The organism is Bacillus sp. ILBB4, from assembly GCF_035064545.1.
Classification (GTDB): domain Bacteria; phylum Bacillota; class Bacilli; order Bacillales; family Bacillaceae_H; genus Priestia.
The window spans coordinates 818487-841272 of the sequence record NZ_JAIQVD010000001.1; the positions used below are offsets into that span (position 1 = coordinate 818487).

Genomic DNA, 22786 nt, shown 5'->3' on the forward strand with positions numbered 1-22786 from the left:
TCTTTTTTTGTTACATAAACGTAAATGGGTTTGTGTCTACTTTTGAATCAAATACTTCACACTCAAAGTTTTTCGCATCAAAAAGACTGGTTAATACACGCGTTACACCTTGTCTCATAACTTTTTCAACATGATGACCAGGATCTACAACGTTTAAGCCCATTGCCATTGCATCATGCGCAACGTGGAAATACAAATCACCTGTTACATAGGCATCTGCTCCGCTAAATTTTGCGTTTGTAATATATTTGTTTCCATCTCCACCAAGAACAGCTACTTTTTTCACTGCGGCATCCATAGCCCCTACTACTCTAACACCGTCCACATCCAATGCTTGTTTAACATGAGCGGCAAACTGTTTTAACGTCATCTCTTCTTTTAACTTACCAATTCGTCCAAGTCCAAGCGGCTCGCCCGTTTGTTCCACTGGATAAATGTCATAGGCTACTTCTTCGTAAGGATGAGCACTGAGCATGGCACGAATAATTTTATTTTGTTGACCCGCTTCAAAAATAGTTTCAACTTTTGTTTCATTTACACGTTCTAACTCTCCTTTTGAACCAATGTATGGATTGGCTTCTGAAGAAGGTTTAAATGTGCCTTCCCCTTCAGTTGAAAACGTACAGTCGCTGTAAAGACCCACATGTCCAGCTCCCGCATCACAAATAGCTGTGCGCACTGCTTCAGCATGATTTGAAGGAACAAATACAGCAAGCTTTTTCAGCTGAATAGACGTTGTTGGAACCAGCACTTTTGTCTCTTGTAGCCCCAATGCTTCGGCCAACAAGTCATTTACTCCACCTTTAGCTATATCTAAGTTTGTATGAGCAGCATATACAGCAATATCATGTTTGATGCATTTCTCTAAAATACGCCCTTCAGGACGATCTGTAACCACTTGTTTTAGAGGTCTAAAAATAGGAGGATGATGAGCAATAATTAAATCCACTTGTTTTTCAATCGCTTCGTCTACGACCGTTTCAAGAACATCTAACGTTACCATTACTTTTTTTACAGGCTTGTTTAACGTTCCAATCTGTAAACCAATTTTATCTCCTTCAACCGCTAAATGCTTGGGAGAAAATGATTCAAATGCTTCAATTACTTGAAATCCGTTAGGGATTTTACTCATTTTAACGCCTCCTCAATTAATGAGATGTCTTGGGTAAGTTTTTGAAGTTTTGCTTTGCTTTCCTCGGACTGAGCCTGCTCCATTTGGCTAACAATTTGTTTAAGATGATTTAGTTCATACGTCCACTTTGTCGTAAAAGCAGAAGAGCGCTTTTCTTTTAAAATAGGGCCCATTAACACACCGGCTTCCACTTCACCGTTATAAGGAGCTAAGGCGTTTCCAGGTTCAGCGACGATGACTTCATACATACGACCGTCTTCTTCGATGATTTTTTCATCAATGATTTCCCAGTTGTGTTGAATCAGCCAGCTGCGAATATGATGTGAACCAATATTCGGCTGAAGTACAAGTCTTTTTACTCCTTCTAACTTTGCCTTTCCTTCTTCTAAAATCATCGTAATAAGCGTTCCGCCCATTCCGCAGATTGTAATACAGTCTACTTCATTCGGTGATATTACTTCTAGGCCGTTTCCTTTTCGAACGTCAATAACGTCCGTTAAGCTTGTTTTTTCCACCTGCTGAATAGCAGATTGAAGAGGCCCTTCTGTAATTTCTCCTGCTACGGCACCGCTAATATATCCATTTAAATAAGCAAAACACGGCAAGTATGCATGATCTGAGCCAATGTCTGCTATCTTTGCTCCCAAAGGAATCGACTTTACTACTTCTTCAAGTCTTGTTGATAAGTTTAATTCATTCATTTTGTCACCTATTCTCTATGTGATTACTGTTCATTATTTTAACATAGATAGCTGCATGATTCCTATTTCTCTTCATGTTTTCCTTTTAGCTGAATGCTTATAAAAAACCATAAAAAAAAAGCCTGCTTTATAAATGAGCGGCTTTCCAGAAAATCATGTTTCTGAACTCTATTTAATTTCTGATACCCATTTAGCCATTTCCTTCGCTTTTTCCGGAGGCACCAGCCCGGCCGGCATGTTTCCTTTACCGTTTACAACAATATCTGCAATTTCGTCTTGAGAAACTTTTTTCCCAATTCCTTTTAACGAAGGACCTACTCCACCTTGATACTGATCACCGTGACAACCAATACAAGTTTTTTGGTAAATTTCTTCTGGTTTAGCTGAAGCCTGCTGTTCCGCGCCACCGCCTTCTTTTTCAGCCGCGATTTCTTTTGCATTGTTCAATCCGTTGAACGAAAGCGTTAACATTAAAGCAATCCCAATTACCGCAATTAATAAAAATGGTATTAGCGGATTTCGCTTCACTCACTATACCCCCTTTATGTATTCCCATCCCTAGAAATAACAAAATAGTATAAGCACTTTTATTTTACTTGAAAATGCTCATAAGTGAAAGGGTTTTATTTACATAATTAACTAATTTCTTATTGCGTATCTTAACAGCCAATTTGCCTTGCAATAACCGAGCGCTGAATTTCTGAAGTTCCTTCTCCAATTTCTAAAAGCTTGGCATCTCGTAAATACCGCTCCACGTGATACTCCTTCATGTAGCCATATCCTCCATGAATCTGAACAGCTTGACTGGCTACTTCCATACAAATTTCAGAAGCATACAGTTTACACATAGCAGCTTCTTTCGTAAATGGCTTTCCTTGGTCTTTTAACCACGCTGCTTTATACACCATATTTCTTGCTAACTCAATTTTCATCGCCATATCAGCTAATTTAAACTGAATCGCTTGAAACGATGAAATAGCTTTACCAAATTGCTTTCTTTCCTGCGCATATGACAGTGCTTTTTCATAAGCTGCTTGAGCGATTCCAACGGCCATTGCGCCAATTCCAATTCTTCCCCCGTCAAGCGTCATTAGAAATTGTTTAAAGCCTTCTCCTCTTACACCGAGTAAATTCTCTTCAGGCACTTCAACATCCTCTAAAACGAGTTCAGTTGTATTTGAAGCATGTAGACCCATTTTCTCGTAATTGTCTATTACAGTAAAACCTCGAGCTTCTGTAGGCACGATAATAGCTGAAATTTCTTTTTTACCTTCTGTACGATTTGTAACAGCCGTTAAAGCTAAAAATTTTGCATAGCTGGCATTCGTAATATAGCATTTACTTCCATTAATCATAAAAGTTCCATCCTTCAACACTGCTTCGGTCTCGGTTCCCCCCGCGTCACTTCCTGCGTTCGGTTCGGTTAAACCAAACGCTCCAAAAGATTCCCCGGAGCATAAAGCAGGTAGGTACTGTTCTTTTTGCTCTTTTGTTCCGAATAAGTAAATAGGTGCCCCCCCGAGCGAAACATGAGCTGAGTATGTAATTCCTGTAGAGCCACAAGCTTTACTTAATTCCTCTACGACAATAGCAAAACTAACCGTATCTGCTCCTCCGCCTCCATACTCTTCAGGAAAAGGAAGACCCATTACACCAAGCTCACTTAACTTTTTAAAAACATCAAGCGGAAATTGCTTACTTCGATCGCGCTCTAGTGCATTCGGTGCTACTTCCGCTTCTGAAAACTCTCTGAGCGTCCGTTGAATCATCTTTTGTTCATTGGTTAATTCAAAATTCATTTTTATTCCCCCTAAAAAAAATGTATACGCTTACATTATTTAATTATAATTCATTTTTGTAAATTTTCTCAACTTTTAAAACGTTTTAATTTTTTCATGTTATAATAGAGAAGTACTAATCAAAGCATGAATAAAATGATAGCGATTCCATTTTCCGGATGTTTAAAAGGAATTTGAACAGCTTATGCTCTGTAACAAAAGAATATAAAGGAGCATTTGCAAAACGAAGGACAATTCAGTAAAATATATGAAAGAAGAAAAGTTGGTAAAAAAATCAATATACTTCTTCAAAATGCGTTTTTATGAAATTTATTCCATAAAAAATAGATAGCCCCTTTCCTCTAGGAAAGAAGCTATCTCATAAGCGTTATTTACGCTTTTATCTATTCTAAGAAATCTTTTAAACGTTTGCTTCGGCTAGGGTGACGAAGCTTACGAAGCGCTTTAGCTTCAATTTGACGAATACGCTCACGCGTTACGCCAAATACTTTCCCTACTTCTTCAAGCGTACGCGTACGTCCATCGTCCAGACCAAAGCGGAGTCTAAGAACATTTTCTTCGCGATCTGTTAACGTATCAAGGACGTCTTCTAACTGCTCTTTTAATAATTCATATGCAGCATGTTCAGAAGGTGATGTTGCATCCTGATCTTCAATGAAGTCACCTAAATGTGAATCATCTTCCTCACCAATTGGTGTTTCAAGGGAAACCGGCTCTTGAGCAATTTTTAAGATTTCACGAACTTTTTCTGGTGTTAAGTCCATATCTTCTGCAATTTCTTCAGGAGATGGTTCGCGACCTAAATCTTGTAGAAGCTGACGTTGAACACGAATTAGCTTGTTAATCGTTTCAACCATATGAACGGGAATACGAATCGTTCTTGCTTGGTCAGCAATTGCACGAGTAATAGCTTGACGAATCCACCATGTCGCATACGTACTGAATTTATAACCTTTGCGATAATCAAATTTTTCTACCGCTTTAATAAGACCCATGTTTCCTTCTTGAATTAAATCAAGAAACAGCATACCGCGCCCGACATAGCGTTTAGCGATACTTACAACAAGACGTAAGTTTGCTTCAGCAAGACGACGTTTCGCTTCTTCATCGCCTTCTTCAATACGTTTTGCTAAATTGATTTCTTCCTCTGCTGACAATAAGTCAACGCGTCCGATTTCTTTTAAGTACATACGAACTGGATCATTAATTTTCACACCAGGAGGTACACTTAAATCATTTAAATCAAACTCTTCTTCTTTTGACAGTTCTTGAATATCGGGATCGGCATCGTCATCATTTGCTTCAGATTCACTCATTACTTCAACACCTTGTTCTCCAAGGTATTCATAATATTCATCCATTTGATCGGATTCAATTTCGAAGTTCGCCATACGCTCTGCAATTTCTTCGTATGTGAGCACACCACGTTTTTTTCCGATTTCGGTCAATTGATCTTTTACTTGTTCAATTGTTAAATCTGAATCAAGTTGTTTTGATTGAGCTGATTTTTCAGCCATCAGATCCCCTCCTTCCAAAATTTTAAGGAAAACCTTCTAAAAGTGGGACTAATACGCAATATCGTTTATTTTAACGTTTTTTTTAACTGTAAAATTTCCATTGCTATTGTCGCAGCTTTTAAATAATCTTTTTGACGCTCTGCTTCTTGCTTTTCTGCTTCTTTTTTTTCTATCGCTACCCTTTGTGGGTAAATCAATATCGTTTGGATATAATCATTCAAAGCTTGCTCCGACAATTCATCATTGATTGACATCATCGCCAATTCTGAAGCTAGACTAGACAACGAAGACTCGGGCAACCGTTCGATAAATCCGCTCGGATTAGGCTCGTGTCCTTCCTCGTAATAAGCATACAAATATAGAACAAGCGCACGATGTTCCTCGACATTGAACTGACCTTGAAGTCGGTCTTGAATTCTAAATGCTACATCCTTATCTTTCAACATATGAGCGATCAAAAAACGTTCTGCATTTTGATAAGCCGGTAATAAGCTTCTCTTTACGACTGGTTGTCTATTTATATTATTTCGATTTGGAGAATCATTATCCTTTTTCTTTTTTTCAGTTCGATACACTTGATACTGCTGTTCTTTAAGCGCATCTAATGAAATGGAAAACTCTTGTGCCAATTGGCGTAAATAATGATCTCGCTCTACAGCTTTCGTAAGGAGGCTTATTTCTTTCAAAACGTCTTCAATGTATTGCATACGTTCAGATTCATTTTGTAGATTTCGTTTTCGGCGGAGATACCTCATTTGAAATGCCATAAAGGTCAAGCTGCTATTAATAACATCATTTTGAAACTTCTCTGCCCCGTATTCTTTAATATAATCATCCGGGTCATAACCATCCGGCATCACAGCAATCTTAACGGTACAACCCACATTTGTTAAGATAGCAGTTGCTTTGTGCGCTGCTTCAATTCCAGCAGAATCTGCATCATAGCAAATGATAACGGACTCTACATTTCGGCGAATAATCTTGGCTTGTTCTTCTGTTAAGGCAGTTCCCATTGTTGCAATTGCGTTCGGGCACCCCGCTTTAACAGCCGAAATAACATCTGCAAATCCTTCAAATAAAATAACCTGCTGATTTTTGCGTATATGTTTTTTAGCGCGGTGAAAGTTGTAGAGTGTGCGACTTTTGTTAAAAATAGAAGTTTCGGGACTGTTTAAATATTTAGGCTGCCCTTTTATCTCTTTTAGTAGACGCCCTGAAAATGCAATTGTTTTGCCTTGCAAGTCAGCAATAGGAAACATAATCCGATCACGAAAACGATCAAAGTACGTTTCATCTTGGTTGCGTTTAATGATTAAACCTGCATGTTCCATCTCTTGCGGATTAAACCCACGTTTTGTTAAGAACTTACTTACAAATTCCCACGAATCTAAAGCAAAACCTATCTCAAATTCATCGATAATTTCTCGTGAAAACCCTCGATTTATTAAATAATCATAAGCATCTTGGCCTTCTTTTGTATTTACCAATAAATGATGGTAAAATTTCTTTAAAAGCTCGTGTGCTTCAATCATTTTATTGCTAGGCTTTTGATTATCTTCTTCATGAGGATGTATCTCATGTTCGAAAGGAATATCTCCTTTTTCAGCAAGCTGCTGAGCTGCTTCCGTGAAGGACAGTCCTTCTAATTCCATTATGAATGAAAATGAATTCCCTCCTGCACCGCATCCAAAGCAATGATAAATTTGTTTATCAGGCGATACTGAAAAAGACGGTGTGCTTTCCCCATGAAACGGACAGAGTCCAAAATAATTGCGCCCTTGTTTTTTTAGTTGTACATAATCGCTTATGACGTCGACAATATCTACTGAATGCCGAATACGGTCGATTACTTCATCAGGAATTCGATTTGCCATAGTAACAGCTCCGTATTTCATATAATATTCTTCACTAAGTGCTAAATTCCTGCAAGTTTCGACAACATTTTTTCAAAAGCTTGAATGAAATGCTGGCGATCTTCTTCACTAAATGCCTTTGGGCCTTTAGTATGACGGCCTGACCGTCGCTCTTTTGCAGAAACATAACGAAAGAAAAGCACCGTATTCATTTCGTCGTCATTATAGTACTTTCCACGAGGAGACAGTGCGTAAACCCCTCGACTTACTAACATGCTTGCTAAGCCAGTATCTTGAGTTACGACAATATCCTGCTTGACTGCGTGATTTAAAATATATAAATCTGCGGCTTCCTTTTCTGCATCCACATAGACCCATTTTCTTGGTGTAGGATTTGTTTGCATGTGAGCATAGGAAGCAACAAACACAAGATCGATGTCATATGTATGTGTAAGTTCAACGATTTCTGCTTTAACAGGGCATGCATCAGCATCGACAAAAACTTTACTTTTTCTTTTGCTATAACTCTGTATTCTACATCCCTCCAGAGATTCCTTCTAACAATTTGTTATTTCCTGTAGATGGCATTTGTCGAATACTTTTTTCGATTTTGACTTGACTTTTATATAAATAGTTTATTCGTTCTTAACAAAGTCTAAACCTAAAACTATTCTTTTTTATCACAATTTTTTATTATAATATAAACAACCTATATTTTCTATACCAAAGTCACTTGTTTTTAAAAGTTCTGTCATATTCATCTTTGGGATATTTTCTTAGGCTTACAGCATACAAACATAAGAAAGCAATCTCCTTTATGTCACGCACAGAGGAGATCCATCGTTTATTTCTTTTTGATGGTATTGAGAATGATACCAGCTGTTTCTTCTACGGCTCTGTTGGATACGTCCACCACTTCACAGCCAATCTTATCTACAATCCCTTGGAAAAATTCAAGTTCTTCTTTAATACGGCCAATATTAGCATAAATTGCTTTATCGTTTAGCCCAAGAGACTTTAAACGCTCTTTACGAATATCGTTTAACTTTTCAGGACTAATAGTAAGTCCTATACACTTCTCAGGTGATACGTGAAACAGCTCTTCTGGTGGATCTACCTCAGGTACAATCGGAACATTGGCTACTTTCAAACGCTTGTGTGCTAAAAATTGAGAAAGAGGTGTTTTAGATGTTCTTGATACACCGATTAATACAATATCCGCTCTAAGAATGCCTCTCGGGTCACGCCCATCATCATATTTCACTGCAAATTCAATCGCTTCTACTTTCTTAAAATAATCTTCGTCTAATTTTCTAGCCATTCCAGGCTCATAGCGAGGAGAAAGTTGATAAGAAGATTGAATTTTATCAATTAAAGGTCCAATAATATCAAATACCTCTACCCCGTTCTTGGACGCTTCTTGAATTAAAAATTCTCTCATTTCGGGCTTTACTAGCGTAAAGCCAATAATAGCGTTGTTCATCTTCGCTACTGAAACCACTTCTGAAAGTGTTGCGATGTCCTCTACGTAAGGTACTCTTTTAATTACAAAGTCTGTCATATTGAACTGACTTGATGCAGCCTTTACAACTAGTTCAGCTGTCTCACCTACAGAATCCGAAATGACATAAAGACATGGGTTGTTCATATTTTGTGCATCCCCTTTTTAATCCTTTTTCACTTATAATACTTCATCATTTGCTAATGCTACTAGTAATTTTGTAATATTTGTTTTGGTAATGCGTCCCACCACTTCAAAATTGCCGTCTCCCTCTTTAATAACGGGCATAGCATCAATCTGTTTTTCAATTAAGATCTTAGCAATATCAATTAACAAATCTTCGCGATAGCAATATGTAATGTTGGGCATTCTCGTCATGATAATATGAACAGGAATAGATGTGAGCTCTTGCTTTCCGATACTCGCGCGCAATAAATCTTTACGCGACAGTACCCCCACTAGCTGGGATTTCTCATCCACTACAAAAAGGGTCCCCACGTCTTCTAGAAACATTGTACAAATAGCATCATATACCGACACATTTTCGCTCACAACCACCGGGATAGACTGATATTCTTGCACCTGTATTTTTTTTATTTTATCTGTAAGAAGCTGTGCTCCTGTTTTACCTGTGTAAAAGTAACCTACGCGCGGTCGCGCTTCTAAATAACCAGCCATTGTTAAAATAGCCAAGTCCGGTCTTAGTGTTGCCCGCGTAAGGCTAAGCTGATCTGCAATATGCTCGCCTGTAATAGGGCCTTCGTCTTTGACAATTTGCAAAATTTGTTCTTGTCGTTTGTTCAGTTCGATTGTACTCACCACCTAATCATTAAATGTGACATACTATTTATAAAACATTATATACTTTTTAAGCAAAAGTAAAAGCTATAACTTATTAATTTTAGCATTTTATCTTTTTAGAATGCCGTTTATTTTACCACGGCTTCTCAAAAAAAGCAGGCATTACGCTTACAATAAGCGAAGCTACCCCTTCGCTCCACAGTAAAAAGGGTGTCCCCTACACACTACGAGGCACCCTAGCGACAGCAATTCCTTGCATATCACTGATTATCTTTTCTATTTCTCATCAGACAGCGATTGTTTTAAAGACTCCATCTGATTCAAAAACCGCTTTGTTTTTAAAAACAATCCTGAATATTCTTCGTAATATTGATCAATTACGAACTTTAATTGTTTTTTTGTTTCGGGCTTAACAGAAATAGAACCTAATCGCTTTAAATCAATGTAATAAAATAGCCTTAATAGTTTAACCGTCATCGGACTAATTTTCAAATGATAAGGATCTTTTTCTAAGCATCGATGACAAATAAACCCGCCTTCTCGAATGGAAAAATGAAATGTTCCTTCACCTTGGTGGCAGACTGCGCATTCATTTAATGTAGGATGAAGACCTAGTACGTTTAACATTTTCATTTCATAAATAAATGTTAAGATCTCTGCATCATACTCTTCGTTCATATAATGAATGGTTTGGTGCAGCAGTTCAAATAGAAATGGATTTGGTTTATTGTTCTCAGTAGCTTTATCTGTTAATTCAAGAATATAAGAAGCATACGCTGTTGTGAAGATATCTTCGCGTATGCTTCTCATAGATGAGATAACTTCTCCTTGATGGAGAGTACCCATTCCTGAACCTGCTTGTATAAAAAAGTATCCATACGTAAATAATTGTGTGACGGAAGCTAAGCGACTACTGGGCTTTTTTGCCCCTCTTGCCATGAGACCCACTTTTCCGAGTTCACGTGAATAAATGGTGACAATTTTATTTGATTCACCGTAATCATTCGTTCGAATGACAATTCCTTCACACTTTTTAAACAATCATCATCACCGCCATCTTACAGAAGGCTAAGACAAGGGAGAATTGAGACTTTCGCTGTTGTCCTCATATGTTTCGGGTCTTTCTTTCACTTCATTTTCAAGTTCCTTAAAAATGAGATAAGTATCAATGCTACCTGTTTGTGAAAAAATGTTCCAAGTAAAATTCAACATAGAACTCCCACCTTTCTAACCATAAAGATCAGATACATATTTCAATTCCTTATGTTTAGAATAGCCTTCCGACGTAAAATCATGTAACACAATTTTTTACAAATTACCTTCTTTTATGAAGGGATATAAATCGACGCAAACAAGAACTCAAATGATTAATATTCGTCTTCTCTAAATCCAAAGTCACGGAGATGCGACGCTCGGTTTCGCCAATCTTTTTGCACTTTTACCCATAGTTCTAAAAATACTTTTGAACCTAAAAGGGCTTCAATGTCTGCTCTTGCTTTTCTTCCTACCTCTTTTAACATCTTGCCTTGCTTTCCAATTACGATGCCTTTTTGTGAATCTCTTTCGACGATAATTGTAGCACCCACGTAAACAGCACCATTATCTCGTCTTTGCATAGAATCCATCACAACGGCAATAGAATGAGGTATTTCTTCCCTCGTTGCATGCAGTACTTTTTCACGAATTAATTCCGTAATAATAAAGCGCTCTGGGTGATCTGTTACTTGATCTGCCGGATAATATTGCGGACCTTCCGGCAATCGCTGCTTAATTTGATCAAGCAAACGCTCCACGTTATTTCCTTGTAAAGCTGAAATTGGCACAATTTCAGCAAAAGGATATAAGTCTTTATAATTCGTGATAATTGAAAACAATTCGTCTGGATGAATTTCATCAATTTTATTAATCACAAGGAAAACAGGCGTTTTTGTATCCTTTAAACGCTCGATAATAAATTCATCGCCTCGACCTAAGCCTTCTGTTGCGTTAATCATAAATAAAATTAAATCTACTTCTTTAAGCGTATTTTGCGCTACCTTCATCATAAAGTCGCCTAATTTATGCTTAGGTTTATGAATTCCTGGTGTATCAATAAACACAATCTGCGCCTGATCTTCCGTGTACACACCCTGAATTTTATTTCTAGTTGTTTGCGGTTTGTCACTCATAATCGCAATTTTTTGACCAATTACTCGGTTCAAAAAAGTTGATTTCCCTACGTTTGGTCTTCCAATAATTGAAACAAAACCTGACTTAAATTCATTATTACTCATGTAAATCCTCCGATGAAAATGCTCCTGGAAGTAATTCTTCCACAGTTAATTCTTGTATGTCATTTTTTAAATTGGTTAATATAACTTTCATTTCTTTTGGACAAAGCTCAGAGATTACTTGTCTGCATGCTCCACACGGAGAAACAGGACGATCAGTATCAGCTACTACAGCAAGTGCTGCATACTCTTTATCTCCTTCTGAATAGGCTTTAAATAAAGCCGTACGCTCAGCACAATTGCACATGCTATAAGCTGCATTTTCAATATTGCAGCCGCGATAAACCTTTCCATCTTTCGTCAATAAAGCTGCACCAACTTTAAATTTTGAATACGGTACATAAGCCATTTCACGAGCTTTTTTTGCCTCATCAATCAGTCCGGTCTTATCCATTTATCCGCTCTCCTTTTGCGCTTCTACATGTCTTTTAACTTGTCCTTTTTTATTATACCACGGGGGTGTAAAGAACCAAAAAGAATCCTTTTTAAAACAAATACTTTAAGAAAATAATTCCTCCTATAAGGACAGCAAAACACGCATAGACCAACACCGCGGCTGCGGCTGCATCTTTTGCGTGTTTTGCTAGTATGTGATATTCAGGAGAAACTAAATCGACAACTTTTTCAACTGCTGTATTCATTAACTCCAAGCTCAACATGCCTGCAATCAGAAGCAGCACAACCATCCATTCACCAGATGTAATTGACAGCGCGGCTCCTAAGAAAAGGACGATGAAAGAAGCTACTACGTGAATTTGCATATTTCTCTGTGTTTTACACACATAGATAAACCCTTCTATTGCATAACCAAAGCTACTGACAACTTTAGCTATCCACTTTTTATCGCGAGAGTCCATATTGTTCTAAAATATCTTTTTGACGTGTAAACATCTCTTTTTCATCTTCTGATGTTTCATGGTCATATCCAAGCAAGTGCAAGAAACCGTGAACCGTTAAGAATCCTAGCTCCCTCATAAACGAGTGATTGTATTCTTCTGCTTGCTCATGAGCTTTTGGAATCGAAATGACAATGTCCCCTAGGACTCTTGGCAACTCATCTCCGATAATTTGCATTTCATCTTCGCCCATTTCTTCTAGCGCAAACGATATTACATCCGTTGGCTGATTTTTATGGCGGTATTGATGATTGATTTCTTGAATTCGATCATTATCCACAAATGTAACGGACACTTCTGCATTCTCTTGCAGATTTTCATATATAGCAGCGGCTTCAAGCAGCTTTTCAAGCTCTTTTTGCTGTTCTTCACTTACTTCGTTTGTTTCATCAATAAAATCAATAACTAAACTCATACCTTCACCTTCTCTTTTTTTATCTCTGGATATTCGATTCGGGAATGAAAAATCCCATTTAAAGTTTCACATAGTGCTTGGCGAATTAACTCTAGCTCCTTGAGCGTTACGTTACACTCGCTAAGCTGCTCATCCTGCAAGCGATCTTTAATAATATTTCGCACCAAGTTCTCAATTTTTTCAGGAGTCGGATTGGACATTGACCTTACGGCTGCTTCTACACTATCAGCTATGCAAATAACCGCTGCTTCTTTCGACTGAGGCTTTGGTCCAGGATAGCGATATTCTTTTTCATCAATTTTTTCTTCTGTTTGTTCAAGTGCCTTATGATAGAAAAACTTAAGCAGAGTCGTTCCGTGATGCTGCTCTGCAATATCTACAATCTCTTTTGGAAACTTGTGATTTCGCAAAATGGTAGCTCCATCTGTAGCATGTGCGATTATAATATTTTTACTAGTCTTAGGACTTAGTTTATCATGCGGATTAGTAATATTCATTTGATTTTCAATAAAATACTGCGGTCGCTTCGTTTTACCAATATCGTGGTAATAAGCCCCGACTCTCGCTAATAAACCGTTAGCTCCTATCGTTTCGCACGCCGCTTCAGATAAGTTTGCCACCATTACGCTGTGATGGTATGTTCCAGGTGTTTCGGTTAAGATTTTGCGTAATAGCGGATGATTAGGACTCGATAATTCAATCAGCTTCATCGTAGATAAAATGCCAAATCCACTTTCAAAAAACGGAAGCAAACCTATAGTTAAAACGGAAGCGATAACACCAGATGCAATTGACATCATGCTGTAATAGCCAAGCTCTACAGTGCCGATTTGGCCATTTTTAATAAAAATAATAGCAAAGCTGATAATTACGTTTACCATAGCCACAAATAGACCTGCCTGCAAAATCCGTGAACGTCTGTGCTGCCTGCTTAAAAATAAAATAGCAGCAATATTGCTAATTAAAAAGTAGACCCCAATGTTCATATTAAACGAGGTTGTCAATTCACCATTAAAAATAATGCTTCCACAAATAGCAAATACAATGCTTGATAAAATAGCAATGCGTTCATCCATTAAAATTCGAATCAGCAAACCTCCCACCGCAACAGGAGCTAAGAAACCAATTTCCGATAAATCAATTTGCTGAAACAAGCTTAAGATTTTCATGAGGCCAATCGTAATGGTTGCTACCAATACATACAACAGCAAGGGCTGATATGTCTTGGTGTGAAATTCACGCAAATAGTAAATGAGGCCCGCTATCATCATTACAATCAGCAAAGCTAACCCCGCAAAAGGCTGAATAGATCCTTTATTATTCAACAATCCCGCGAGCTGGAGCTGACGATATATATCAGGATTAATAAGCTGATTTTCTTCTACAATAATCTGGCCTTGTTTGATTCGGACAGGCTCCACTTTTTCCACAGCTGCTTGACGGTTTTCAGCTGTTTTTTGTGGATCATAAATCACATTTGGAATGATAGCGAATTTAGCAATTGCATTCATTGAATCCTTTAGGGAATTGCTGACATTGGTGTAAACAAGCTGACTTTCTACTTGATCTTTTTTCTCTTCTACATCGCTAATCTTCACTTGATCTTTCATCACATGATGAACGGCCGTGACTACAGCATCTTTCGCAATCGATAAATCACTGTTAGAAGACTGAAGCAGCTGCTTAATGGTATCCTTTGGCAAGTTTTTTTGAATGTCTTCAGGAAGCTTGTCCTCTAGCATTTTTTGTTTGGTTTTTAATACGGCATCGATACTGTCATCTTCATGATCTTCTTTTTCATATTCTGTATTAACTTCCATCATCGCATCAAAAATAGATGCAACAAGATCGACTTGGTTCTGTGCGTATTCTGTTTTTTGTGTATACACATCTTCAACGGCTTGTTCTGCCTCTGCCCGTTTTTTCTCTGTGCTCTCTTTATCTTCAATGGTAACGGGTGAGTAAATGGTTTGCGGGGAAATAGATAGTAATCTGAGATCTAATTCCTGCGGCTTTACATTGCTATACATAGACGCAAACATCATTACACCTAACAAGGCATATAACCCAATTTGAATTAACCGTAATCGCTCGATCTGTGCCATTGTTTGCTTGATTATCCGAAACGTTGACACAAACGTACCCCCTTTTACAAAAAATAGACCCTATTAAGAAAGGGTCTTTTGGTCAGCTTGTTCGTACGCTTGAATGATGCGTCCCACAAGTGGATGGCGCACAACATCTGACTGTTCTAGGTGAACAAACGAAATACCTTTAACATTGGTCAGGATTTTCGAGACAGCCGCTAGACCAGACTGAGCTCCTTTTGGTAAATCAATTTGTGAAATATCTCCTGTAATCACCATTTTAGACCCAAATCCTAGTCGTGTTAAAAACATCTTCATTTGCGCCATCGTGGTGTTTTGCGCTTCGTCTAAGATAACAAACGCATCATCTAGTGTACGACCTCGCATATAAGCAAGGGGTGCTATTTCAATAACTCCGCGTTCGATTAGGCGTTGCGTATGTTCTGTTCCTAATACATCATGTAATGCATCGTACAGAGGCCGCAAGTACGGATCTACTTTTTCTTTCAAATCTCCTGGCAAGAAGCCAAGACTTTCACCTGCTTCAACAGCAGGACGTGTTAAAATAATACGCTGTACGTGACCATTTTTAAGAGCATTAACGGCCATGACAACGGCTAAATACGTTTTACCGGTACCAGCAGGCCCAATTCCAAATACCAAATCATTTTTCTTAATAGCCGAAATGTATTGACTTTGTCCTAATGTCTTAACACGAATAGTCTTACCTTTTACATTTTTACCAATCTCTTCTTCATATACATCTTCAAAAAACTCGAGAGAATTTTTCTTAGCTAATTGAACCGCATACACAACATCTCGTTCAGATATGGAAATATTTTTTCGGATAATGTTCAGTAACTTTTTAAGCATTTCTTCCACTAGCTGAACATTTTCTGTACTTCCGGAGACTACAACAGTCTCACCTCTTGAAATGATAGAGACCTGCATTTCTTCTTCAATTCGCTTTAAATTCGCATCTTGTACGCCAAATAATGAAATGGCTTCGTTTGAATCATCAAGTTGTACGTTAATTGTTACTAGCTGTTCTGACATTCATCAATCTCCTTGAATAATTGGTTGAGTGTTCGCAATATTTTCTATAACTTGGTAATGTATTGATAATCTAACTTTACCATTGTCCTGTTCTTGGTGCAAAACTTTTTCACCTTTTATTTTAGCATCCTCACCTAAAGTCGATAGTAATTTTTTTCGACCAATTTCCAAAGCTTTTTCCACCGCCTCTTGTTTAGAATAGACGCGCTGCGAGTTCTGTTCTTCTCGTACAGCAACTTTCTCATACGACAGAGGTAATTTCCATTTAAAAAAATAGAGTGGATGCTCCACTTTTTCTGTCACCTTTGAGCCGTATTTTTCTTTGTTAAAAGCCCAAAGAGGCATTTTAAAAGCTTGAAAATCTAAATAGTGCTTCGTATATCCATTACCCGTTAATACCTGAAAATCAGTTTTTAAAGGCACTTCCACCTCAGACTTATACCATGTTTCACCATAGACTTTCCCTTTAGCAGCTACTACTTTTTTATTTTTTTCGTTTCCAATAATACCGGAAACTAGGACCTCGCCTTCATTGACAAAATCATTAACCTTGACTAAAGGTTGTCCTTTTTCGACAAACAAATTCGTAATAATGGCTTTCTTTTTAGCAATTAAATGTTGGTAAGGTGTTTTTTGCTGAGGCTTGGGCTCATTTTTTTCAACCACTTGGAAGTGATAAGAAGTGCCGCGCACTTCTACTCCCACCCAGGTAATATTGTTCATATTATCCGTTAAATAGCGCTGAATTTTTTCAGGACTCTCTAACAGAAATTGAAACTCCCCTCTTTTTACACCTATTTTGGCAAGCTGCTTAGTCATTTGATGTTCTGTTTGTGGTTCTGCACCGCTAATTTCCACTTTCCACACCATGTTGGAAAGCAAACCAAGAATAATAAAAAAAGAAAGAAAACCCAAAGCAAACCCACTATTTTTGATCACTCGTTTTGTTAAAAAAGGAAAACCTCTGCCTCTTATAAAATAAATTTTACAGTCTGCGTTGCGAATTAGTATACGAATTTTCTTTACATCTTTCAATAATATCGTTGCTGTCGCTAGCTGACCGTCAACTTTATGGACATTCGAAATCATAATCTGTTGTCTCACACAATTATTTAAAAAACGTTCAATTCCTTTTCCAACAATTCGAATACGTACGGTACCAATAACAAAGTTTGTCCATCCATTCTTCATTTTTTTCCTCCTTGTGTTATTGTTCTAAATAAAGAACTTGATTGATTTTACCTTCTAAAACCAGTTCTTCTGGCAGTATTACTTTAATGACCAGTCCTTCACCTCGAATTAACATTTGTCCCTGTTTTAGTAACACGCGTATTTCAGTATCAGAAAAGGCTAATAAACCTTTATGATTTTCAATATAAATGTGTATTTGTCCAACTAACGTAATACGGGGAAGATCCATTAATACATCAGCGGGTAGTTCCATTGTTTTTGTCATCCATCTTTTCATTTGGTGTCTCCACTTTTTGCTCATAAAAAGAACCCCCTTTCATCTCATGTTTATGAGAAAGGGGGTTAATGTATCACATCTATTTATCGTTTATATTTACGTTGTTTCGATTTTGGCGGCCCTAGAATTTCGGACCATATCACTCCTTGAACAGCTTCTTTACGAGAAATGGGCTTGAAAACGTTTTTCTCACCCGTAATTTTTGGTTTGTCAACTGTGATTTTCTTTTGAATAGACGGTTCATGATACGAACGATTTTTTAGCTCTTCCAATTTTTCTTGCAAAGGATTTGTTTCTGCTGAAGGAACAGTTTCTCGCTCCATACGAGCTGTTTTCGGCTCTTCTTTGACAGGTCGATATCTAGGGCTTTCCCGCCTTGAAGGATTGTTTACAGGAGGCATAGGAGCTCTTTTAGAACGCTGCTGTTCTTCCTCTTTTGACTGAGCCATAAAACGCTGCACAACGTTAAAAATAATCCCTCCAATGATGACAAAAATGAAAGCATTATTAATAATTAGTTTAATAAGCGTTTCAACGATATTCATTAGGAGAAAACCTCCTTGTTAAGCTGATTCATTATTTCTCATCGTCTTCTTTAGACATTTTTCCAATTGAATCACGCATATCCGTATCAGCAGTCAAGTTTTGAATATTCATATAATCCATGACGCCAATATTGCCAGAGCGCAGTGCTTCTGCCATCGCTAACGGTACTTCTGCTTCTGCTTCTACTACTTTTGCGCGCATTTCTTCTACTTTTGCACGCATTTCTTGTTCTTGAGCAACGGCCATAGCACGACGTTCTTCGGCTTTTGCTTGTGCAATATTTTTATCTGCTTCCGCTTGGTCTGTTTGAAGAACTGCCCCAATATTTTTACCAATATCGATGTCAGCAATATCAATGGATAAGATTTCAAACGCTGTTCCTGAATCCAGTCCTTTTCCTAACACCGTTTGAGAAATCATATCGGGATTTTCCAATACTTTTTTGTGATCTTTTTGCGAACCAATTGTAGAAACAATCCCCTCGCCAACACGGGCAATAATCGTTTCTTCTCCAGCTCCCCCTACTAGTCGATCAATGTTTGCACGAACAGTAATTCGAGCTTTTGCTTTGACTTCGATTCCATCCATAGCCACCCCTGCAATAAAAGGTGTTTCAATAACTTTTGGATTAACGCTCATTTGTACAGCTTCTAGCACATCACGGCCCGCTAAGTCGATAGCTGCTCCGCGCTCAAATGTTAACTCAATATTTGCTCTGTGCGCTGCAATCAACGCATTTACCACGCGGTCAACGTTACCGCCTGCTAAATAGTGGCTTTCTAATTGATTAATGGTAATACCTAAACCTGCTTTACTTGCTTTAATTAACGGGTTCACAACGCGAGATGGTATCACTCGACGAAGTCTCATTCCGACCAGTGTGAAAATACTAATACGAACGCCTGCTGCTAATGCTGAAATCCATAGCATAATCGGTACAAAAGTGAAAAAAACAGCTAAAGCAATAATTGCTAGACCAATAACTACAAAAAACAATACGCTACCTATTTCCATTAATTAAGGTCCTCCTTTTTCAAAGGCTCTGTAAGCTTCCGCACCACAACCCTTGATCCCTCTACTTTTATAATATTTACTAACACATCTTTGTCTAAATATCCGCCTTCAGTGACTACATCCACATACTCTTCACCGATGAGCACGGTACCTGAAGGACGCAGCGGTGTTGTTGTTTTACCCTGTTTTCCTATTAATTCATAACGATTTTGATTCGACACGTAGCCAGATTCAGTATTAAGTGAATCATTAAGCACCATTTTTTTGAAAGGTGTAAGCTTTCTTTTAAAAAATTTCATCATCACAAACGCACCTCCCAGTGCCACCACTATTGCAATTACAAGAGAAATTCCCATTTCGACATTATTATCTGTTGACATAAAAAAACTTAAAATGATAGCTCCAAGTCCTAGTAGTCCTAAAACTCCGCCTGGTACTACAATCTCTAACAGAAGCAATATAATTCCTGCTATAAATAAAACGAGCGCTTCCATGCCAGCTAATCCTGCTACCATATGACCATAGAAAAATAAAAGAAGTGAAGCTATTCCAATAGAGCCCGCAATACCAAATGAAGGCGTAAACAATTCAATTACAATTCCTAAAGCACCAATGGATAATAAAATGGGAACAACAAGCGGATGGGTAAGAAAACGAGCAATTTGTTCACTTACACTCATTTTTGCATACGTCAGTTTAGCATCTTCATAGCCGAGTACGCTTAGGAGATCGTCTAAATTTTTTACAGTCCCTTCTGAATAACCAACTTGCTCGGCTTGCTTCGGAGTGAGCGTCAACAATTCGTTTCCTTTTAAGTTGAGCTCAGGTATTACCATCTTGGTATTTGCCATCGCTTCTGCATATTTAGGGTTTCGGTTATTTTGTTCTGCTGCGCTCTTCATAGCCGATAACCAGTAGGACTGAGCTTTTTTTCCTGCGGTATTTCCGTGTTGGTCAATCACTGCTGCCGATCCCATTGTAGAACCGGGTGTCATATAAATTTGATCCGCGTTAAGTGCAATATACGCTCCGGCTGATAATGCTTTTTTATCGACAAAAGCAGCGGTAGGAATAGGTGTTGAGGTTAAGCTTTTAGCTATTTCAGAAGCTGCATCTACAGCTCCTCCAGGAGTATCTATGTCCAATATAATCAAATCTGCACCGTCATTTTCCGCATCTTCAATGGATCTGTTTAGAAAAGAAAGCAGTCCATTTTCTACCGTTTTATTTACAGGAATAACGTGTACGCGCTTCACGTCAGCGGTGCTAATAGTGGGGAATAACCCAGTGGCTAAGATAAGAAAGCACACGAAAGAAAATAAGGTTTTCACCGAATACACTTCCCTCCTTCCATAGATAGTATGAGCATGTATCTGTATATACGAATAACTTTAACAATAGTTTCAAATTTTTTAAAATTTATCTATTTTATACTTCGCACCAGAAAAACAAAACATACGTTCGATTATTATCCATATAAAAAACACCTTACACAAGGTAAGGTGTTTTTTATGATAAGTGTTGAAGGACAAGCTTATTAACAAGAGAGCCATCCGCTTTGCCTTTTACTTTCGGCATAAGCGCTCCCATAACTTTCCCCATATCAGCTTTAGAGGAAGACTGCGTTTCTTCAATCGTCGTTTTAATAATTTCAGATAACTCTTCTTCAGTTAGCTGTTTAGGAGCGTAAACTTCTAAAACCGCTAATTCAGAATGAATTTTATCAACAAGATCTTGACGACCTGCTTTCTCAAATTCATGGAGGGAGTCTTTACGTTGTTTGAATTCGCGAGAAATAACCGTCAACTCGTCTGCTTCAGTTAGGTCGGTTCCTAACTTAATGGCTTCGTTTTGAAGAGATGCTTTGACCATACGAATGACCCCAAGCTTCTCTTTCTCTTTGTTTTTCATCGCTTGTTTCATATCACTATTTAAACGCTCGAGAAGACTCATAAATCCACCCTCTTATTAGAACTTGCGTTTTCTAGCAGCTTCAGATTTCTTCTTACGCTTTACGCTAGGCTTTTCATAGAATTCGCGCTTTCTTGCTTCTTGTAACGTACCAGTTTTTGAAACTGAACGTTTGAAGCGACGAAGAGCATCTTCAAGCGATTCGTTTTTACGAACAACTGTTCTTGACATTCTAATTCCCTCCCTCCGAACAAAACCACTAACATCATAATGAAATGACATGTTAGACATGTCTTTTGCAATTATAATATAATGATTCCTTAAGGTCAACCGCTTTACATAAAGTAATGCAGTTATTCCCCCTTTATTTTATGAACTTTCTTGATAAAACATTACTCGTTCAGCTTTTTTACACGTATGAAAAAAGCTGCGTATACACGCAGCTTTCCAATAAGTGTTATGAGCTCATTTTCACCTGATCTTGAAGATGAACCTCATCTAGCACGCGAACAAACTCACCTTCATTATAAGGATATCCAGCTTTTGAAATTTTCACTTTTACAAGCTTTCCAACCATTTCTTCAGACGCTTTAAACACAACCTTTAAGTAGTTATCAGTATATCCTATATATAAACCACTTTCAGGATCTTCTTTATATTTTTCTTCCGGAATTACTTCTAGTACTTCTCCTTCAAACGTTGAAGCATATTCTTTTGCCAATTGATTTGAAAGTTCGATTAAACGATGCACACGTTCATTTTTCACTTCTTCATCAATTTGGTCGGTCATACGAGCTGCTGGCGTACCTGTACGTTTAGAATACGGGAATACGTGAAGCTCTGAAAAACCGTGCTCTTTAATAAAGTTGTACGTCTCCATAAACTCTTCTTCTGTTTCACCTGGGAAGCCAACAATAACATCTGATGTAATCGCTAATCCAGGAAGAGCTTCTTTCAGACGGTTTAAGCGCTCACCAAAGAACTCCATTGTATACTTACGACGCATGCGCTTCAATACCGTATTTGAACCTGATTGAAGAGGAATATGCAAATGACGTACAACCATTTCTGATTGATCTAGTACCTCAATCACTTCGTCTGTAATTTGACTTGCTTCAATTGACGAAATACGAATGCGTTTTAATCCTTTTACTTGAGACTCTAAATCACGAAGAAGCTGGGCAAGATTGTAATCTTTCATGTCTTCTCCGTATCCGCCAGTGTGAATACCTGTTAACACGATTTCTTTATAGCCCGCATCCACTAGCTGCTGTGCTTGTGCTACTACTTCTTTAGGATCTCGAGATCGCATTAAACCGCGCGCCCATGGAATAATACAGAATGTACAGAAGTTGTTACAGCCTTCTTGAATCTTTAACGAAGCACGCGTACGGTCTGTAAAAGCCGGTACATCTAGCTCTTCATATACGCGTGTTTTCATAATGTTTCCTACGCCGTTAATCGGTTGACGCTCTTTTTTAAATTGTTCAATATAATCAAGCATCTTAACGCGATCTTGTGTACCTACTACGATATCAACACCAGGAATGGCCATAATTTCAGCTGGCGAAGTTTGAGCATAACACCCAGTTACACAAATAACCGCATCTGGATTTTTTCGCACAGCTCTGCGAATAACTTGACGGCTTTTTTTATCTCCTGTATTTGTTACCGTACATGTATTAATTACATATACATCGGCAGTTTGTTCATATTCAACACGCTCATAGCCTTGGCCTTTGAACAATTGCCAAATTGCTTCTGTTTCATAGTGATTTACTTTACACCCTAGCGTGTGAAAAGCAACTGTTGACATAAT

At 38.0% G+C, this 22786-nt stretch carries 25 protein-coding genes; all 25 read right to left on the reverse strand.

The features are described from left to right. Positions 1-10: 10 nt before the first annotated feature. Positions 11-1132: a Nif3-like dinuclear metal center hexameric protein gene (locus tag LAV82_RS04395; protein WP_211077283.1), complete on the reverse strand. Its 1122-nt coding sequence runs from the start codon at positions 1130-1132 to the stop codon at positions 11-13. Further along, the gene (locus tag LAV82_RS04400; RefSeq protein ID WP_057274035.1) at positions 1129-1833 is read right to left on the reverse strand and encodes a tRNA (adenine(22)-N(1))-methyltransferase; all 705 of its coding nucleotides are present in this window, start codon (positions 1831-1833) and stop codon (positions 1129-1131) included. The genes LAV82_RS04395 and LAV82_RS04400 overlap by 4 nt, the downstream gene beginning before the upstream one ends. A gap of 168 nt (positions 1834-2001) precedes the next feature. After that, the gene (gene cccA / locus LAV82_RS04405; RefSeq protein ID WP_013085044.1) at positions 2002-2361 is read right to left on the reverse strand and encodes a cytochrome c550; all 360 of its coding nucleotides are present in this window, start codon (positions 2359-2361) and stop codon (positions 2002-2004) included. 131 nt (positions 2362-2492) lie between these two features. Further along, complete coding sequence (locus LAV82_RS04410; RefSeq protein ID WP_098449476.1) at positions 2493-3632, reverse strand: acyl-CoA dehydrogenase family protein; 1140 nt, start codon at positions 3630-3632, stop codon at positions 2493-2495. 383 nt (positions 3633-4015) lie between these two features. Then, the gene (gene rpoD / locus LAV82_RS04415; RefSeq protein WP_013059219.1) at positions 4016-5149 is read right to left on the reverse strand and encodes an RNA polymerase sigma factor RpoD; all 1134 of its coding nucleotides are present in this window, start codon (positions 5147-5149) and stop codon (positions 4016-4018) included. 65 nt (positions 5150-5214) lie between these two features. Then, complete coding sequence (dnaG, locus tag LAV82_RS04420) at positions 5215-7023, reverse strand: DNA primase (protein WP_016765586.1); 1809 nt, start codon at positions 7021-7023, stop codon at positions 5215-5217. Positions 7024-7064: 41 nt separating this feature from the next. Further along, on the reverse strand, positions 7065-7535 hold the full coding sequence (locus LAV82_RS04425) for a YaiI/YqxD family protein (RefSeq protein WP_307871980.1): 471 nt from the start codon (positions 7533-7535) through the stop codon (positions 7065-7067). Positions 7536-7846: 311 nt separating this feature from the next. Further along, a complete protein-coding gene (locus LAV82_RS04430) occupies positions 7847-8650 on the reverse strand; it encodes a pyruvate, water dikinase regulatory protein (protein ID WP_013059222.1) in 804 nt (267 codons plus the stop codon). Positions 8651-8683: 33 nt separating this feature from the next. Beyond that, on the reverse strand, positions 8684-9322 hold the full coding sequence (gene ccpN, locus LAV82_RS04435; protein WP_499715684.1) for a transcriptional regulator CcpN: 639 nt from the start codon (positions 9320-9322) through the stop codon (positions 8684-8686). A gap of 258 nt (positions 9323-9580) precedes the next feature. Beyond that, positions 9581-10345 (reverse strand): DNA repair protein RecO, encoded by a 765-nt coding sequence (recO, locus tag LAV82_RS04440; protein ID WP_013059224.1) that lies wholly within the window; start codon positions 10343-10345, stop codon positions 9581-9583. A gap of 27 nt (positions 10346-10372) precedes the next feature. After that, positions 10373-10516 (reverse strand): YqzL family protein, encoded by a 144-nt coding sequence (locus tag LAV82_RS04445; RefSeq protein WP_014458193.1) that lies wholly within the window; start codon positions 10514-10516, stop codon positions 10373-10375. A gap of 155 nt (positions 10517-10671) precedes the next feature. After that, a complete protein-coding gene (era, locus tag LAV82_RS04450; protein WP_013059225.1) occupies positions 10672-11577 on the reverse strand; it encodes a GTPase Era in 906 nt (301 codons plus the stop codon). After that, positions 11570-11968: a cytidine deaminase gene (locus LAV82_RS04455; protein ID WP_013059226.1), complete on the reverse strand. Its 399-nt coding sequence runs from the start codon at positions 11966-11968 to the stop codon at positions 11570-11572. The genes era and LAV82_RS04455 overlap by 8 nt, the downstream gene beginning before the upstream one ends. A 91-nt stretch (positions 11969-12059) precedes the next feature. Beyond that, positions 12060-12431 carry a diacylglycerol kinase family protein gene (locus tag LAV82_RS04460; protein ID WP_499715685.1) on the reverse strand — a complete coding sequence of 124 codons (372 nt, stop codon included), beginning with the start codon at positions 12429-12431 and terminating at the stop codon, positions 12060-12062. Further along, positions 12415-12885 carry an rRNA maturation RNase YbeY gene (ybeY, locus tag LAV82_RS04465; protein ID WP_013059228.1) on the reverse strand — a complete coding sequence of 157 codons (471 nt, stop codon included), beginning with the start codon at positions 12883-12885 and terminating at the stop codon, positions 12415-12417. The genes LAV82_RS04460 and ybeY overlap by 17 nt, the downstream gene beginning before the upstream one ends. Then, positions 12882-14990 carry an HD family phosphohydrolase gene (locus LAV82_RS04470; RefSeq protein ID WP_371411431.1) on the reverse strand — a complete coding sequence of 703 codons (2109 nt, stop codon included), beginning with the start codon at positions 14988-14990 and terminating at the stop codon, positions 12882-12884. Before LAV82_RS04470 ends, ybeY begins: the two co-directional genes overlap by 4 nt. A gap of 63 nt (positions 14991-15053) precedes the next feature. After that, positions 15054-16028, reverse strand: a complete 975-nt coding sequence (locus LAV82_RS04475; protein WP_013059230.1) for a PhoH family protein — start codon at positions 16026-16028, stop codon at positions 15054-15056. 3 nt (positions 16029-16031) lie between these two features. Further along, the gene (gene yqfD, locus LAV82_RS04480; RefSeq protein WP_028411649.1) at positions 16032-17219 is read right to left on the reverse strand and encodes a sporulation protein YqfD; all 1188 of its coding nucleotides are present in this window, start codon (positions 17217-17219) and stop codon (positions 16032-16034) included. A gap of 16 nt (positions 17220-17235) precedes the next feature. Further along, positions 17236-17520, reverse strand: coding sequence for a sporulation protein YqfC (yqfC, locus tag LAV82_RS04485; RefSeq protein ID WP_013059232.1), 285 nt, complete (start codon positions 17518-17520; stop codon positions 17236-17238). A 59-nt stretch (positions 17521-17579) separates the two neighbouring features. Continuing rightward, positions 17580-18041: a YqfB family membrane protein gene (locus tag LAV82_RS04490; protein WP_499715686.1), complete on the reverse strand. Its 462-nt coding sequence runs from the start codon at positions 18039-18041 to the stop codon at positions 17580-17582. Between the two features lie 31 nt (positions 18042-18072). After that, positions 18073-19056: a flotillin-like protein FloA gene (gene floA / locus LAV82_RS04495; protein WP_116372452.1), complete on the reverse strand. Its 984-nt coding sequence runs from the start codon at positions 19054-19056 to the stop codon at positions 18073-18075. Continuing rightward, entirely contained in the window at positions 19056-20387 is a 1332-nt protein-coding gene (locus LAV82_RS04500) for an NfeD family protein (RefSeq protein WP_211077278.1), read from the reverse strand. Before LAV82_RS04500 ends, floA begins: the two co-directional genes overlap by 1 nt. A gap of 178 nt (positions 20388-20565) precedes the next feature. Next, entirely contained in the window at positions 20566-21009 is a 444-nt protein-coding gene (locus LAV82_RS04505) for a GatB/YqeY domain-containing protein (RefSeq protein ID WP_013059236.1), read from the reverse strand. Positions 21010-21024: 15 nt separating this feature from the next. Continuing rightward, on the reverse strand, positions 21025-21198 hold the full coding sequence (gene rpsU / locus LAV82_RS04510; RefSeq protein ID WP_013059237.1) for a 30S ribosomal protein S21: 174 nt from the start codon (positions 21196-21198) through the stop codon (positions 21025-21027). A 226-nt stretch (positions 21199-21424) separates the two neighbouring features. Beyond that, the gene (gene mtaB / locus LAV82_RS04515) at positions 21425-22783 is read right to left on the reverse strand and encodes a tRNA (N(6)-L-threonylcarbamoyladenosine(37)-C(2))-methylthiotransferase MtaB (protein ID WP_499715687.1); all 1359 of its coding nucleotides are present in this window, start codon (positions 22781-22783) and stop codon (positions 21425-21427) included. Positions 22784-22786: the final 3 nt, after the last annotated feature.